General features: G+C 67.4%; 15 protein-coding genes. 9 read left to right on the forward strand and 6 right to left on the reverse strand.

Going from position 1 to position 14,580, the window contains the following annotated elements:
- Positions 1 to 166 precede the first annotated feature (166 nt).
- The 3 genes from phbB to ABD767_RS11660 all read right to left on the reverse strand — a co-directional run bounded on the left by phbB (position 167) and on the right by ABD767_RS11660 (position 3,961).
- The gene (gene phbB, locus ABD767_RS11650; protein ID WP_103046094.1) at positions 167 to 904 is read right to left on the reverse strand and encodes an acetoacetyl-CoA reductase; all 738 of its coding nucleotides are present in this window, start codon (positions 902 to 904) and stop codon (positions 167 to 169) included.
- A gap of 113 nt (positions 905 to 1,017) precedes the next feature.
- On the reverse strand, positions 1,018 to 2,196 hold the full coding sequence (locus ABD767_RS11655; RefSeq protein ID WP_103046093.1) for an acetyl-CoA C-acyltransferase: 1,179 nt from the start codon (positions 2,194 to 2,196) through the stop codon (positions 1,018 to 1,020).
- A gap of 40 nt (positions 2,197 to 2,236) precedes the next feature.
- A complete protein-coding gene (locus tag ABD767_RS11660) occupies positions 2,237 to 3,961 on the reverse strand; it encodes a class I poly(R)-hydroxyalkanoic acid synthase (protein ID WP_103046092.1) in 1,725 nt (574 codons plus the stop codon).
- Positions 3,962 to 4,063: 102 nt separating this feature from the next.
- On the opposite strand from ABD767_RS11660, the gene ABD767_RS11665 reads away from it, so the two are divergent.
- Complete coding sequence (locus ABD767_RS11665) at positions 4,064 to 4,339, forward strand: hypothetical protein (protein WP_103046091.1); 276 nt, start codon at positions 4,064 to 4,066, stop codon at positions 4,337 to 4,339.
- Here ABD767_RS11665 and pgeF read toward each other — a convergent pair.
- Positions 4,259 to 5,086 carry a peptidoglycan editing factor PgeF gene (gene pgeF, locus ABD767_RS11670; protein ID WP_103046090.1) on the reverse strand — a complete coding sequence of 276 codons (828 nt, stop codon included), beginning with the start codon at positions 5,084 to 5,086 and terminating at the stop codon, positions 4,259 to 4,261. The two genes, ABD767_RS11665 and pgeF, sit on opposite strands and share 81 nt — an antisense overlap.
- A 65-nt stretch (positions 5,087 to 5,151) precedes the next feature.
- Between pgeF and ABD767_RS11675 the strand changes: the two genes are divergently transcribed.
- Together ABD767_RS11675 and ABD767_RS11680 are read left to right on the forward strand one after the other, a co-directional pair.
- Entirely contained in the window at positions 5,152 to 5,847 is a 696-nt protein-coding gene (locus ABD767_RS11675) for a fumarylacetoacetate hydrolase family protein (protein ID WP_103046089.1), read from the forward strand.
- A 32-nt stretch (positions 5,848 to 5,879) separates the two neighbouring features.
- Positions 5,880 to 6,428, forward strand: coding sequence for a zinc ribbon domain-containing protein (locus ABD767_RS11680; protein WP_103046088.1), 549 nt, complete (start codon positions 5,880 to 5,882; stop codon positions 6,426 to 6,428).
- Between the two features lie 32 nt (positions 6,429 to 6,460).
- Here the strand turns inward: ABD767_RS11680 and rng are convergent, their stop codons facing one another.
- Together rng and cobA are read right to left on the reverse strand one after the other, a co-directional pair.
- On the reverse strand, positions 6,461 to 7,951 hold the full coding sequence (rng, locus tag ABD767_RS11685; protein ID WP_103046095.1) for a ribonuclease G: 1,491 nt from the start codon (positions 7,949 to 7,951) through the stop codon (positions 6,461 to 6,463).
- Positions 7,952 to 8,033: 82 nt separating this feature from the next.
- Entirely contained in the window at positions 8,034 to 8,864 is an 831-nt protein-coding gene (gene cobA / locus ABD767_RS11690; protein WP_103046087.1) for a uroporphyrinogen-III C-methyltransferase, read from the reverse strand.
- A gap of 402 nt (positions 8,865 to 9,266) precedes the next feature.
- Here cobA and ABD767_RS11695 point away from each other — a divergent pair, with 402 nt between their 5' ends.
- The 6 genes from ABD767_RS11695 to ahbB (ABD767_RS11720) all read left to right on the forward strand — a co-directional run bounded on the left by ABD767_RS11695 (position 9,267) and on the right by ahbB (ABD767_RS11720) (position 14,572).
- Positions 9,267 to 10,856 carry a cytochrome D1 domain-containing protein gene (locus ABD767_RS11695; protein WP_425549918.1) on the forward strand — a complete coding sequence of 530 codons (1,590 nt, stop codon included), beginning with the start codon at positions 9,267 to 9,269 and terminating at the stop codon, positions 10,854 to 10,856.
- Between the two features lie 12 nt (positions 10,857 to 10,868).
- Entirely contained in the window at positions 10,869 to 11,234 is a 366-nt protein-coding gene (locus ABD767_RS11700; RefSeq protein ID WP_344869702.1) for a c-type cytochrome, read from the forward strand.
- Positions 11,231 to 12,439 (forward strand): cytochrome D1 domain-containing protein, encoded by a 1,209-nt coding sequence (locus ABD767_RS11705; RefSeq protein WP_103046084.1) that lies wholly within the window; start codon positions 11,231 to 11,233, stop codon positions 12,437 to 12,439. The genes ABD767_RS11700 and ABD767_RS11705 overlap by 4 nt, the downstream gene beginning before the upstream one ends.
- A 3-nt stretch (positions 12,440 to 12,442) precedes the next feature.
- A complete protein-coding gene (gene ahbB / locus ABD767_RS11710; protein WP_103046083.1) occupies positions 12,443 to 13,462 on the forward strand; it encodes a siroheme decarboxylase subunit beta in 1,020 nt (339 codons plus the stop codon).
- On the forward strand, positions 13,449 to 13,934 hold the full coding sequence (locus ABD767_RS11715; protein WP_103046082.1) for an Lrp/AsnC family transcriptional regulator: 486 nt from the start codon (positions 13,449 to 13,451) through the stop codon (positions 13,932 to 13,934). The genes ahbB (ABD767_RS11710) and ABD767_RS11715 overlap by 14 nt, the downstream gene beginning before the upstream one ends.
- 155 nt (positions 13,935 to 14,089) lie before the next feature.
- Entirely contained in the window at positions 14,090 to 14,572 is a 483-nt protein-coding gene (gene ahbB, locus ABD767_RS11720) for a siroheme decarboxylase subunit beta (protein WP_103045875.1), read from the forward strand.
- Positions 14,573 to 14,580: the final 8 nt, after the last annotated feature.

The following is a 14,580-nucleotide window of genomic DNA, read 5'->3' on the forward strand; positions in this document are numbered from 1 at the left end:
CGGCAAAACATTCGCCGCTTTGTGCTGCCACCTCGCAGACCCGACAGACGTTACCCGCGTGAGGTGCGCATGACCAAGACTCACTACCCCATCAAGAAAAATGCCGCTCAGGCTTAACTGAGCGGCACTGCGCCAAGGCGGGGTTTGTCTTTTCAAGCCGCAGGGCTTACTTCATGTGGAGACCACCGTTGACCGAGAACTCGGAGCCGGTGGCGTAGCCGCCCTCATCGCTGGCCAGCCAGGCAACGATGGAGGCGATCTCGCTGGGCTCGCCCAGGCGCTTGACCGGCACGGTGCCGACGATTTTCTCAAGCACGTCGGGGCGGATGGCCTTGACCATGTCGGTGCCGATGTAGCCCGGCGCCACCGTATTTACCGTGACGCCCTTGGTGGCCATCTCTTGCGCCAGCGCCATCGTGAAGCCGTGCATGCCGGCCTTGGCTGCCGAATAGTTGGTCTGGCCCGCCTGGCCCTTCTCACCGTTGACGCTGGAGATGTTGATGATGCGGCCCCAGCCCTTGTCCACCATGTCGGCGACCACTTGCTTGGTCACGTTGAACATGGAGTTGAGGTTGGTGTCGATCACCCCGTCCCAATCCTCGCGCGTCATCTTCACGAACATGCGATCGCGCGTGATGCCGGCGTTGTTGACCAGCACGTCGATGTTGCCGTGCTCCTCCTTGGCCTTGACGAAGGCGTCGACCGTCGAATCCCAGTCGCTGACATTGCCGACCGACGCGTAGAACGTGTAGCCCAGCGCCTTTTGCTCATCCAGCCATTTCTGGTAATCACGCGTGGGGCCGCAGCCGGCAATGACCTTGAAGCCTTCCTTGTGCAGGCGCTGGCAGATGGCGGTACCGATGCCACCCATGCCTCCGGTGACGTATGCAACTCGCTGACTCATGGCGTTTCTCCTCGTTGGCCTGAAAATACTTGCTCTCTTGCACTGTAGCGGGGTTTGCTGACGCGCCATTTACGGGTAAACCGCCAGTGGCGCGCTCTTGCCAAAGCCGCCCGTCAGCGCTCCAGGGCCAGCGACACACCCATGCCGCCGCCGATGCACAGTGCGGCCAGGCCCTTCTTGGCATCGCGGCGCTGCATCTCGTGCAGCAGCGTCACCAGGATGCGGCAGCCCGAAGCGCCAATCGGGTGGCCAATGGCGATCGCGCCGCCGTTGACGTTGACCTTGGACGGATCGACGCCCAGTTCCTGATTGACCGCACAGGCCTGTGCGGCGAACGCCTCGTTGAGCTCGAACAGATCGACGTCGCCCACGCTCCAGCCCGCACGTGACAGGGCCTTGCGCGAGGCCGGCACCGGCCCCATGCCCATCGTCGCCGGATCGAGCCCGCTGGTGGCGTAGCCGGCGATGCGCGCCAGCGGCTTCAAGCCCAGTGCGGCGGCCTTGGCTGCGCTCATCACCACAACGGCGGCGGCGCCATCGTTGATGCCCGAGGCATTGCCCGCGGTCACGCTGCCTGCCTTGTCGAACGCCGGGCGCAGGCCGGCCAGCGCGTCGGCGCTGGTCTTGCGGTTGAGGTATTCATCGGCATCAAAGACGACCGGATCGCCCTTGCGCTGCGGGATGCTGACCGGGACGATCTCGTCCTTGAAGCGGCCCGCGTCCTGCGCGGCCGCGGCCTTTTGCTGGCTGGCCAGCGCCAGCGCGTCCTGCATCTCGCGCGTGATGGCGTGCTGCTTGGCGACGTTCTCGGCCGTGATGCCCATGTGGTACTGGTTGTATACGTCCCACAGGCCGTCGACGATCATCGAGTCGACCATCTTCCAGTCGCCCATGCGCTGGCCTTCGCGCGAGCCGTTGAGAACGTGCGGCGCCAGGCTCATGTTCTCCTGGCCGCCGGCAACGACGATCTCGCTGTCACCCGCGGCAACCGCCTGCGCTGCCAGCATCACGGCCTTCAGGCCCGAGCCGCAGACTGCGTTGATCGTCAGCGCCGGTGTATGCCGGTCGACGCCGGCGGCCATCATGGCTTGGCGCGCCGGGTTCTGCCCGCAGCCCGCGGCCAGAACCTGGCCCATGATGACCTCGCCGACCTGGTCGAGCCCCACGCCCGCGCGCGCCAGCGCCTCCTTGATGACGATGGAGCCCAGTGTCGTGGCGGGCGTCTTGGCCAGCGCTCCACCGAATTTACCGACGGCCGTGCGCACGGCCGAAACAATGACGATGTCTTGCATGATGGTTCTCTCCTTTGTAAAAATCAACAACGGCGTGCCGTCAGGATTTCTGCTTGACGTAGCGGCCCGGCGCCGGCTCGATCGCCTGGTATTGCGGCGCACGCCCATAGTCCTTGGGAGCGGTTTTTTGCTTGCCCGCATGGCTGGCCAGCCATGCGGCCCAATCGTCCCACCAGCTGCCCGGGTGCTCGGCTGCGCCGTCCACCCAGTCCTGCAGCGCTGCGGGAAATTTGCCGTCCTCGCGCAACCAGTGGCTGCGCTTGTTGGCCGCCGGCGGGTTGATCACGCCGGCGATGTGGCCCGAGGCCCCCATGACGAAACGCTTCTTGCCCGCCAGCACCTGGGTGGACGCGTATGCCGCATCGATGGGCACGATGTGATCCTCGCGCGAGCCGTAGAGATAGACCGGCAGCTTGACCTTGCCCAGATCGAGCTTTTCGCCGCACACGGTCAGCGCGCCGGGCTGCACCAGCTTGTTCTCAAGGTAGAAATTGCGCAGATACCAAGCGTAGAACGGGCCAGGCAGGTTGGTGCTGTCGCAGTTCCAGTACAGCAGGTCGAAGGCCGGCGGCGTCTCGCCCTTGAGGTAGTTGCCGACGACGTAGTTCCACACCAGGTCGTTGGGGCGCAGAAAACTGAACGTGGCGGCCATGTCCTGGCCCTTCATCAGCCCGCCCTGTCCCATTTGCGTCTCGCGCAGCTGCACGAAGGCCTTGTCGATGAACACGTCCAGCACACCGGTTTCGGTGAAGTCCATCAGCGTCGTCAGGAAGGTGGCGCTGGCCACCGTGTCATCGCCGCGCGCGGCCAGCACGGCCAGCGCATTGGCCAGCATGGTGCCGCCCACGCAAAAGCCCAGGGCGTTGATCTGCTTGGCACCGCCGATGCGCTGCACCACGGCGATGGCGTCGAGCACCGCGGCGCCGATGTAATCGTCCCAGGTCTTGTCGGCAAGCGACGCATCGGGATTGCGCCAGCTTACGACAAAGGTGCGCTGGCCCTGCGAGACCGCGTAGCGGATCAGCGAGTTGGACGGCTGCAAGTCCATGATGTAGTACTTGTTGATGCACGGTGGCACCATCAGCAGCGGCCGCTCGTACACCTTGTCGGTCAGCGGCTTGTACTCCAGCAGCTGGAACAGTTCGTTCTCGTAGACCACCGCGCCTTCAGTGGTGGCGACGTTGCGCCCCACCTCGAAATTGCTCTCGTCGGTCATCGAGATATAGCCCTGGCGCATGTCGTGCAGCAGGTTGGCCACGCCCTTGGCCAGGCTGGCGCCCCGGGTCTGCACCGCTTTCTCCAGCGCATCGGGGTTGAGCGCAAGGAAGTTGCTCGGCGCCATTGCGGCCAGCCACTGATCCACGCCAAAGTGGATGCGCGCGCGCGTCTTCTCGTCGGTCTGCACCGCATCGGCCAGGCCTTTGAGTACGCGCTCATTCGTCTGGTAGAGCGCCAGCGCGAAGGAAGCCATAGGATTGGACGCCCAGCCCTGACCCGCAAAACGCCTGTCACGGCTCTTCGCGTCGGGCTCTGGCTGTCCGCTCTGGCTCCACAGGTTTCGGGCGTCCTCCAGATACTGCTGGTGCAACTGGGCCAGCCGCTCAGGGGCGAAAGTAATGGACGGCAGCGGCGGCTGCGCCGACGCTGACCCGCCCGCCTGTGCACTGGTCATCGGCTGCAGCGCCTGCAGCATGCGGCCCCAGTTGTCCTGCACCATGGCCTGGAATTGGCGTGCGCTCTCTTGCCAGTCTGCATCAGAATGCATGGCTTCTCCTCCGACACTTTCTGTTGTTGATCGGGTCATGATATCCGGTGTCACTCCTGAGACAGGGGTTGTGATTAGTATCTTTGACCTATTCCCGTATCCATGTACCTCGTTGCCATTGGCTGGCTCTACATCACCGTGATGATGGCCCTCGCGGAAGCCTTTTCTCCCCACGGTTCGCTGCTGGGTGCGGCCATCACGCTGGTGTTCTACGGCATCCTGCCGCTGTCCATCGTGCTCTACATTCTGGGTACGCCGGCGCGCAAGCGGGCGCTGCGCGCACGCAGCCAGCAGCAGTCACGCCATCCAGATGCTGGCGGCCATGCGCCCGGTGCTGCCGAGCCGGACGCTGTCGCGCCGGTGCGAGAAGAACCGTAGCGGCGCGCCCACCGTGCACCAGTCGGCGCTGCTGTCGTTGCCATAGAGCGCGGTGACGCCTGCGCGCACCAGGTGCTGGCGCGCCAGCGCCGCCAGGTCGGCCAGGTATTTGCCCGGCCGCGCGCCCGGCGCGAAGTGCCGATCCGCCTGCGCGTCCTGCGCGATGAATGCCTGCCGCACCTCGGGCCCCACCTCGAAGGCAGTCGGCCCGATGCAGGGGCCCAGCCACGCCATCAGCGCCAGCGACCCGGGCGATGTCGCGCGCAGGCGCGCCACCACCTCTTCAAGCACGCCGCCCGCCAGCCCACGCCAGCCCGCGTGGGCCGCTGCGACGCAGCTACCCTCTTGATCCGTCAGCAGCACCGCCAGGCAGTCGGCGGCCATGACCGTGCAGGCCACATGGCGCGAGCGCGTCATGCACGCATCGGCCTCCTGGCCCGACGGCGTATTTCCATCCAGCACCTGTACCCGCGTGCCATGCACCTGGCGCAGCCAGGGCAGCCGCACCTGTTCGCCTGCGCCGGCGACGGCCCGCGCCAGGGCGCGCCAGTTGGCCTCGACAGCGGCCGGATCGTCGCCCACGGAGCGCCCCAGGTTGAAGCTGTCCCAGGGTGGTGCGCTGCAGCCGCCCTGGCGCGTGGTGTGCAGCGCATGCACATGGGCGGGGGCCGGCCAGTCGGGGGGCAGCCAATCGCTGGGGATGGAGCCGGGAGTGGCGCTGAAGGCAGGGCTGGAAATGGGTTGCATGGCTGCAAAGCATACGCGGGGCGTGGCACACTGCAAGGCATTGCCCTCTCACGCCCACCCCGCCCATGTCCTACGTGATCGCCCCCCTGCCCCAGGCCTGTGTGCCCGTGCGCGGCAGTGATGCCCTCTTCCCCGTGCATCGCATCTACTGCGTGGGCCGCAACTACGCGGCGCATGCGCGCGAGATGGGATTCACAGGCCGCGAGCCGCCGTTCTTCTTCATGAAACCGGCTGACGCAGTCGTTCCCGCGGGGCCGGACAGCAGCGCACGCATGGCCTATCCGCCACTGACGCAAGACCTGCACCACGAGGTGGAGCTGGTCGTGGCCATCGGCAAGGGCGGGCGCGACATTGCCGCGGCCGACGCGCCCAGCCATGTCTGGGGCTATGCGGTGGGGCTGGACATGACGCGCCGCGATCTGCAGGCCGAGATGAAGAAGCAGGGCCGGCCCTGGTGCATCGCCAAGGGCTTCGACGCCAGCGCACCGATTGGAGCGCTCACGCCCGCGGCCCAGGCGGGCGCCATCGACAAGGCGGGCATCTGGCTGCAGGTCAACGGCCAGGAGCGCCAGCGCAGCAGCATCGATCAGCTGATCTGGAGCGTGGCCGAAACCATCGAACACCTCTCGCGCGCCTGGCAGCTGCAGCCCGGCGACCTGATCTTCACCGGCACGCCCGAGGGCGTCGCCGCGGTGCAGCCGGGCGACACGCTCGAAGCCGGCATCGACGGCCTGGCGCCTCTGCGCCTGCACGTCGCCTGACTCCCGCCCCTTGCGCCCCACTGTCCTCCTGCATGCTCTATCGCCCCCATATTCAGTTTTGCAACCAATGCGGCGCGCCCGTGCAATACCGCGTTCCCGACGACGGCGACACGCGCGAGCGTGCCATCTGCACCGCCTGCGGCACCATCCAGTATGAAAACCCGCTGACCGTGGTCGGCACCGTGCCGGTGCTCGGCGATCAGGTGCTGCTGTGCCAGCGCAACATCGAGCCGCGCAAATACAAGTGGACGCTGCCCGCGGGCTTCATGGAGCTGGGCGAGACCGTGGCCGAAGGCGCGGCGCGCGAAACCGTGGAAGAAGCAGGTGCGCAGTTCACGCTGGGCGCGCTGTTTACGGTGATGAGCGTGCCGCTGGTCGGCCAGGTGCACATCTACCACCTGGCCAGGCTGCACAACGACCGGTTCGACCCCGGGCACGAAACCATCGAGGCGCGCCTGTTCGACGAGCAAGACATCCCCTGGGAAGCACTGGCGTTTCGCACCGTGCGCCACACGCTGGAATGTTTTTTTGCCGACCGCCGCGCCGGCCACTTTGGCGTGCACACGGCGGACATGCGCTGACCGCGGCGGGGCGCCACCGCGCGCAGCGCCTGCTATAGCAGCACGATGTCGTACTGATCCTGTGCCATCACCGTCTCGGCCTGCAGCGAGATCGGCTTGCCGATGAAGTCCGACAGCCCGGCCAGGTGCTGGCTTTCCTCATCCAGGAACAGGTCGATGACCTGCGGCGCCGCGATCACGCGGAACTCGCGCGGATTGAACTGGCGCGCCTCGCGCAGCAGCTCGCGCAGGACGTCGTAGCAGACGCTGCGCGCGGTGCGGATCTCGCCCACGCCGTGACAGGTCGGGCAGGGCTCGCTCAGTATGTGCGCCAGCGACTCGCGCGTGCGCTTGCGCGTGAGCTCGACCAGCCCCAGCGGCGAGAAGCCGCCAACCATGGTCTTGACCCGGTCGCGCGCCAGCTGCTTGCGAAACTCGGCCAGCACCTGCTGCTGATGGTCTTCGCGCAGCATGTCGATGAAGTCGGCAATGATGATGCCGCCCAGGTTGCGCAACCGCAGCTGGCGGGCAATCGCGCCGGCCGCCTCCAGGTTGGTCTTGAAGATGGTGTCGTCGAAGTTGCGCGCACCGACGAAGCCGCCGGTGTTCACGTCCACCGTGGTGAGCGCCTCGGTCTGGTCGATGATCAGGTAGCCACCCGATTTGAGCTCGACGCGCCGCCCCAGCGCCCGCGCGATCTCCTCGTCGATCGCGTACAGGTCGAAGATCGGCCGCTCTCCCTTGTACAGCTGCAGCTTGGCCGCCGCCGCGGGCATGAACTCGCTGCCAAAGAGCTGCAGCGCGGCAAACTGCTCGCGCGAGTCGATGCGGATGCTCTGCGTGGCCTCGCCCACCAGATCGCGCAGCACGCGGCGCAGCAAATCCAGGTCCTGGTGCAGCAGCGACTTGGCCGGCAGGCGCTGCGCCGCCTCCTTGATGCGCAGCCAGGTCTTGCGCAGATAGGCGATGTCCTCGGACAGCTCGGCGTCGCTGGCGTCCTCGCCGTTGGTGCGCAAAATGAAACCGCCGCCCACGCCGCCGTGCGCCTCGTCGCCTACCAGCGCCTGCAGGCGCGCGCGCAGCGCGTCGCGCTCGCCGGACGGTATTTTTTGCGAAATACCGACGTGGTCGTCCTGCGGCAAAAACACCAGCAGCCGCCCGGCAATGCTGATTTGCGTGGACAGGCGCGCGCCCTTGCTGCCAATCGGATCCTTGATGACCTGCACCATCAGCGACTGGCCCTCGAAGACCTGTTTCTCGATGGGCACGGCCGGCTCGCCCTTGCGCGCGAACATCGGCGCTTCGCCGCCTTCCTGGCGCTGCCAGACGTCGGCCACGTGCAGAAAGGCGGCGCGCTCCAGGCCGATGTCGACAAAGGCCGACTGCATGCCGGGCAGCACGCGCGAGACCTTGCCAAGATAGACGTTGCCGACCAGGCCGCGCTCGAGCGCACGCTCGACGTGCAGTTCCTGGATCGCGCCGTTTTCGACCACGGCCACCCGCGTCTCCTGCGGAGACCAATTGATGAGGATGTCTTGTTGCATGGGATCGTGGTGGCTGGGCGCAATGCCGGCCACCTGGGAAATTTCAGGCATTGATCATGCCCGAAACTCGCCCATGCCGGGATTACGCCAGGCCGTGCTCCAGCGCCCGCTGCGCCATGCCAGCGGCCAGCTGCGGCTGCAGCGAGACGACGGAGCCAATCACGATCAGCGCCGGCGCGCGCACGCGCTGCTCGCGCGCCAGCGCCGGCAGCCGCTCCAGCGTGCCGGCGACGGTGCGCTGGCTGGGCAGCGACGCCTGTTCGACCAGCGCGGCCGGCGTGTCGCCGGGCAGGCCGTGGCGCTGCAATTCGCTGCAGATCACCGGCAGATTGCCCACGCCCATGTAGATCACCACGGTCTGGTTGAGCCGCGCCAGCGCCGGCCAGTCCAGCTCCACCTGGCGCCCGGCGCGCAGGTGGCCAGTGGCAAACACCAGCGTGCAGGCATGGTCGCGGTGGGTGAGTGGAATGCCGGCGCAGGCGCCGGCGGCCTGCGCGGCGGTGATGCCGGGCACCACGTCGAACGCGATGCCGGCCTGCGCCAGCGCCATGGCCTCCTCGCCGCCGCGCCCGAAGATGAAGCCGTCGCCGCCCTTGAGGCGCACCAGGCTGCGGCCGCTGCGCGCCAGGCGCAGCATCAGGTCGATGATCGACTCCTGCGGCAAGGTGTGGTGCGAGGCCTCCTTGCCAACGTAGATCAGGTCTGCGTCCTCGGCCACGTAGCGCAGCACGTCCTTGCTCACCAGATGGTCGTAGAGCACCATGCGCGCGCCGCGCAGCGCCTTCACGGCGCGCAGCGTCAACAATTCCGGGTCGCCCGGGCCTGCCCCCACCAGGGTCACGCGCCCGGGACGGGTGGCGGTCTCGGGGGTGTCGGTGGTGCCGAACCAGCGCGCTTGTTCAATAAAGCTCATCGTGATCTCTCTCGTGGCAAGCCTGGAAAGACTGCCCGTGCGGGCTGCCAGTTGTGGGTTTTCCCCGATTGTTCTGACAGCCGATGCGTGCGTCCTTGACCTGGTTCAAGGACATCGCCCTATTGACACTGCGACGATAGGGTCACTCGCAAGAAGAGGGAATGGACAGCTACCTCGGCGAGGGGGTCAGGGCAGCAGCCCGAACCCGCCCAACCGCTGATCCGTGATGCAGAGGACCCACAAATGAAAGACAAGAGGATTGCCAAACTGGTCGCACTGGCCGCCGCCGCTGTCGTGTCCGCGACCGCGCTGACCGCCGTGGCGCAGCAGCCGGCCGAGCCAGGCGCCCCCACCACCGACGTCAAGAGTCCGGAGGCGCAGTTCCGCGGCGCACCGTATTCGATGTCCGGCGAGGAAATGCACCGTGCCGACGATCCGAAGATGCCGGCCATGACGCAAGCCGAGTTCGACCGCGCGCGCCAGATCTACTTCGAGCGCTGCGCCGGCTGCCACGGCGTGCTGCGCAAGGGCGCTACCGGCAAGGCACTGACTCCGGACATCACGCTGGAGCGCGGCACCGAGTACCTCAAGACCTTCATCGCCTACGGCTCGCCGGCGGGCATGCCCAACTGGCTGACCTCGGGTGACTTCGACGAGGCGACCGTGGATCTGATGGCGCGCTACGTGCAGCACACGCCGCCGACGCCGCCCGAGTTCTCGCTCGAGGACATGGAGAAGACCCGCAAGGAGTACATCCCCGTCGCCGAGCGCCCGACCAAGAAGATGAACAAGTACAACATCGAGAACATCTTCTCGGTGACGCTGCGCGACGACGGCACGATCGCGCTGATCGACGGCGATACGAAAGAAATCATCAACATCGTCAAGACCGGCTACGCAGTGCACATCTCGCGCATGGGCGCCAACGGGCGCTACCTGTACGTGATCGGCCGCGACGCACGCGTGAACCTGATCGACCTGTGGATGGAGAAGCCCGACAACGTCGCCGAGATCAAGGTCGGCCTGGAGGCGCGCTCGATCGAGACCAGCAAGTTCAAGGGCTGGGAAGACAAGATCGCGATTGCCGGCACCTACTGGCCGCCCCAGTTCGTGCTGATGGACGGCGATACGCTCAAGCCGCGCAAGGTCGTCGGCACGCGCGGCATGGACATCGACAACGTGTACCACCCCGAGCCGCGCGTGGCCGCCATCGTCTCCAGCCACGAGAAGCCCGAGTTCCTGGTCAACGCCAAGGAAACCGGCAAGATCTGGATGGTCGACTACACCGACCTGACGAACCTGAAGATGACGAAGATCGCCACCTCCAAGTTCCTGCACGACGGTGGCTTCGACAGCACACAGCGCTACTTCCTGACGGCGGCCAACTCGTCCAACCAGATCGTGGTGATCGACACCAAGAAGAGCAAGCTGGAGGCGATCATCGACGTGGGCAAGATCCCGCACCCGGGCCGCGGCGCCAACTTCAAGCACCCCAAGTTCGGCCCGGTGTGGGCTACCTCTGGCTTGGGTGACGAGAGCATCGCCATCATCGGCACCGATCCCAAGGGCCACAAGAGCAACGCCTGGAAGGTCGTGCAGACGCTGGAAGGCCAGGGCGGCGGCTCGCTGTTCATCAAGACGCACCCCAAGTCCAACAACCTGTGGGTCGACACCACGCTCAACCCCGATCCCAAGCTCAGCCAGAGCGTGGCCGTGTTCGACATCCGCGACCTGACCAAGGCACCGCAGATCATCGACATTGCCGCCTGCGCCAACATCAAGGACGACGGTGCCAAGCGCGTGGTGCAGCCCGAGTACAACAAGGCGGGCGACGAGGTCTGGTTCTCGGTGTGGAGTGCCAAGGACAAGCAGTCGGCCATCGTGGTCGTCGACGACAAGACGCGCACCTGCAAGACCGTGCTCGACGACAAGCGCCTGGTCACGCCGACGGGCAAGTTCAACGTCTACAACACCCAGCACGACGTCTACTAAGCCCTAGCTGCCATGCCTGACATGACGCCCATCCTGACCCGCCTGCTGCTGTGCCTGGCCCTGCCCCTGGCGGCGGCGGGCACTGCCAGCGCCCAGACCGAGCCCGCGCCCGAGCGCCAGGCCCAGCTGGTGCACATGGTGCGCCAGGACTGCGGCTCATGCCACGGCATGCAACTGACCGGCGGCCTGGGCCCTGCGCTCACGCGCGAGGCGCTGGCCACCAAACCCGCCGACTACGTCAGCGCCGTCATCCTGCACGGCCTGCCGGACACCCCCATGCCCCCGTGGAGCGCCATGCTCAACGAAGACGAGGCCGCATGGATCGCCCGGCAACTGGTCGGCGGCTTTCCCCTCGAATCCCGGAGTTCTCCCCAATGAAGCGGCGCGCCCTTCTGTCCCTCACGGCCGGCGTCTCCGCGCTGGCCAGCGGCTGCGCGGCCGTCTCCTCCCCCGCTTCCGCGCCCTCCCCGGCCGCCGTGCAAGGCACGGGCGACCTGGGGGTGGTCATCGAGCGCGCCGCCGGCGCGCTCACGCTGGTCAACACCAGCAGCCGCAGCATCTACGGCCGCGTCACGGGTCTTGGCGACCTGTCGCACGCCTCGGTCGTGTTCTCGCGCGATGCGCGCTTTGCCTACATCTTCGGCCGCGACGGCGCGGTCACGCGCGTCGACATCCTCACCCAGCGCATCACCCACCGCGTGCTGCAGGCGGGCAACTCGATCGGCGGCGCCATCAGCGCCGACGGCACGCTCATCGTCGCGCAGAACTACACGCCCGGCGGCATCAAGGTGTTCGACGCCGCCACACTGGAGCTGCTGGCCGACGTTCCGGCCGCCATGGCCGACGGCAAGCGCTCGCGCGTCGTCGGCCTGGCCGACCTGCCCCAGCGCCGCTTCGTCTACAGCCTGTTCGACGCCGGCGCCATCTGCATTGCCGACCTGAGCGATCCGCGCAAGCCGCAGATCACCACGCTGCCCGACATCGGCAAGCAGCCCTACGACGCGCTGGTCTCTCCCAACGGCCGCCACTACATCGCCGGCCTGTTTGGCGAGGACGGCCTGGCCATGGTCGACCTGTGGCAGAGCGAGCCGCGGGTAGCGCGCATCCTGGCCGACTACGGCCGCGGTGAAAAACCGCTGCCGGTCTACAAGATGCCTCACCTGCGCGGCTGGGCGATTGCCGGGCGCCACGCCTACCTGCCCGCCGTCGGGCGCCACGAAGTGCTCATCGTCGACACCAGCACCTGGGCCGAGGTCGGCCGCATTGCCGTGGCGGGTCAGCCGGTATTCGTCATGGCGCGCCCCGACGGGCGCCAGGTCTGGGTCAACTTCTCCGTGCCCGACTACCACCGCGTGCAGGTCATCGACACGCCCAGCCAGCAGGTGGTGCAGACCATCGAGCCGGGCCGCGCCGTGCTGCACATGGAGTTCACGCCGCGCGGCGAATCGGTGTGGATCAGCTGCCGCGACGACAACCGCGTGCAGGTCTACGACACGCACACGCTCACGCTCCAGGCGTCGCTGGCGGTCGACGCGCCCAGCGGCATCTTCTTTACCGCGCGCGCCCAGCGCATGGGGTTCTGAGCCATGGCGGCCCAGGTACGCGCGCACGCCCCGGACCTCGACCTGCTCAACCGCTGGCAGCGCGGCTTTCCGCTGGTCGAGCGCCCGTTCGCCGCGCTGGGCGACGCGCTGGATCTGCCCTGCCCCGCCGTGCGCGACCGCCTCGCCGCGCTGCAGCGCGCGGGCGCGGTCAGCCGCGTCGGAGCGGTCTTTGCGCCGGGCGCGGGCGGCGCCTCCACGCTTGCGGCCATGGCCGTACCGCCCGAGCGGCTCGACGCGGTGGCCGCCGTCGTCTCCAGTCACCCGGGCGTCAACCACAACTACCAACGTGAGCACCAGGTCAACCTGTGGTTCGTCGCCACCGGCGCAGATAGATCCCAGGTCGAGCGGCTGCTGCAGCACATCGAGCGCGATACCGGCCTTGCCGTGCTGCGCCTGCCCATGCTGCGGCCCTACCGCATCGACACCGCCTTCAACCTGCGCGACGAGGGCAGCGAGCACGCACGCCCCACGCGCGCTGCGCCGTCGCAGCTGTCGCCCGGCGACTGGCCACTGGCCGCGCTGGCCGAGCAGGGTCTGCCGCTGGTCGAGCGCCCCTACGGCGCCTGGGCCGAGCAGCTGGGCTGCGGCGCGGGCGAGGTGCTGCAGCGGCTGCAGCAGTGGCTGGATGGCGGCCTGCTGGCGCGTTTTGGCGTCGTCGTACGCCACCACGAGCTGGGTTTTTCCGCCAACGCCATGACCGTGTTCGACGTGCCCGACGACGCGGCCGACCGCTATGGCGACGCGCTGGCGCACCTGAGTGGCGTGACGCTGGCCTACCGACGCGCGCGCGCACCCGGCTGGCACTACAACCTGTACTGCATGATCCACGGGCGCGACCGCGACGCCGTCGCCCGGCGCGTGCGCGAGACCGTCGCCGCCGCCGGTCTGCAGCACACGCCCCACGCGGTGCTGTTCTCGCTGCGCCGCTTCAAGCAGACCGGCGCGCGCCGGTTTGCCGCGCACGCGCCCGTCACTTCGGAGTCCTGCGATGCTCACCCATGAAGACGCCCAGCTGATCGACTACCTGCACGGCGGCTTCCCGCTGGACGACCGCCCGTTCACCGTCGTCGGCCAGGCGCTGGGCTGGAGTGAGGAGCGTGTGATCGAGCGCCTGCAGCAGCTGCTGGCGCACGGCGTGCTCACGCGCTTTGGCCCGCTGTTCCAGATCGAGCGCGCGGGCGGCCAGTTCGTGCTGGCGGCGCTGAGCGTGCCCGAGGAGCGCTTCGACGCGGTCAACGCCGTGGTCAACAGCTTTCCCGAGGTGGCGCACAACTACCGGCGCACGCACCGGCTGAACATGTGGTTCGTCATCGGCGCCGAGTCGCCGGCGCTTGCCAGCGACGCGCTGGCGCGCATCGAAGACGCAGTGGGCCTGCCGGTCTATGCCTTCCCCAAGGAAGAAGAGTATTTCGTCGAGCTGCGCCTGTCGGCGCAGCAGGCATTGGTACAGCAACCTGGAAATATCGAAACATGAAAGCGTGTCTTCGCACCCATGGCGGCGTTGCAAATCCTCGCGATAGCTACGGCTATCGCTGCGGTTTGCGCCTTGCCCTGAGCGCGAATCCATCGCTTTCATTGTGTTCCTCTACTTCCAGGTTGCTGTACTAGCCCAACACAGCGGAGAAACCCATGCAGCAACTGGATCGCTTTGACCGCGACCTGATCGCCGCCACCCAGGGCGGCCTGCCCCTGGTCGCACGCCCCTACGAGGCAGTCGGCGCCATGCTGGGCGTCAGTGGCGAGCAGGTGCGCCAGCGCCTGCAGGCCATGCAGCGCAGCGGGCTGATCCGGCGCATCGGGGCCGTGCCCAACCACTATCGCCTGGGCTATACCGCCAACGGCATGAGCGTGTGGGACGTGGACGACGAGCAGGTCTCGGCACTGGGCCGCCAGGTGGCCGCGCTGCCCGGCGTGTCGCACTGCTACCGCCGCCCGCGCCACCTGCCCGACTGGCCCTACAACCTGTTCGCCATGCTGCACGGCACCGGCCGCGAGGCGGTCGAGCAGCAGGCCGGCGAAGTCGCCGCGCTGCTGGGCGCGGCCTGCCGCGGCCACGACATCCTGTACTCCACGGCCATTCTCAAAAAAACCGGCCTGCGCATCAAAGACTAACCCCACAT

The organism is Comamonas faecalis, from assembly GCF_039538025.1.
GTDB classification, from domain to species: domain Bacteria; phylum Pseudomonadota; class Gammaproteobacteria; order Burkholderiales; family Burkholderiaceae_C; genus Comamonas_C; species Comamonas_C faecalis.

Bases quoted from the DNA above. Each gene is read 5' to 3' on its own strand.
- ABD767_RS11655 (WP_103046093.1), bottom strand. From the start codon at position 2,196: ATGCAAGACATCGTCATTGTTTCGGCCGTGCGCACGGCCGTCGGTAAA.
- ABD767_RS11660 (WP_103046092.1), bottom strand. From the start codon at position 3,961: ATGCATTCTGATGCAGACTGGCAAGAGAGCGCACGCCAATTCCAGGCC.
- ABD767_RS11705 (WP_103046084.1), top strand. From the start codon at position 11,231: ATGAAGCGGCGCGCCCTTCTGTCCCTCACGGCCGGCGTCTCCGCGCTG.
- ABD767_RS11700 (WP_344869702.1), top strand. From the start codon at position 10,869: ATGCCTGACATGACGCCCATCCTGACCCGCCTGCTGCTGTGCCTGGCC.
- phbB (WP_103046094.1), bottom strand. From the start codon at position 904: ATGAGTCAGCGAGTTGCATACGTCACCGGAGGCATGGGTGGCATCGGT.
- ABD767_RS11695 (WP_425549918.1), top strand. From the start codon at position 9,267: ATGTCCGGCGAGGAAATGCACCGTGCCGACGATCCGAAGATGCCGGCC.
- ABD767_RS11675 (WP_103046089.1), top strand. From the start codon at position 5,152: ATGTCCTACGTGATCGCCCCCCTGCCCCAGGCCTGTGTGCCCGTGCGC.
- ABD767_RS11715 (WP_103046082.1), top strand. From the start codon at position 13,449: ATGCTCACCCATGAAGACGCCCAGCTGATCGACTACCTGCACGGCGGC.
- ahbB (WP_103046083.1), top strand. From the start codon at position 12,443: ATGGCGGCCCAGGTACGCGCGCACGCCCCGGACCTCGACCTGCTCAAC.
- cobA (WP_103046087.1), bottom strand. From the start codon at position 8,864: ATGAGCTTTATTGAACAAGCGCGCTGGTTCGGCACCACCGACACCCCC.
- rng (WP_103046095.1), bottom strand. From the start codon at position 7,951: ATGCAACAAGACATCCTCATCAATTGGTCTCCGCAGGAGACGCGGGTG.
- pgeF (WP_103046090.1), bottom strand. From the start codon at position 5,086: ATGCAACCCATTTCCAGCCCTGCCTTCAGCGCCACTCCCGGCTCCATC.
- ABD767_RS11665 (WP_103046091.1), top strand. From the start codon at position 4,064: ATGTACCTCGTTGCCATTGGCTGGCTCTACATCACCGTGATGATGGCC.
- ABD767_RS11680 (WP_103046088.1), top strand. From the start codon at position 5,880: ATGCTCTATCGCCCCCATATTCAGTTTTGCAACCAATGCGGCGCGCCC.
- ahbB (WP_103045875.1), top strand. From the start codon at position 14,090: ATGCAGCAACTGGATCGCTTTGACCGCGACCTGATCGCCGCCACCCAG.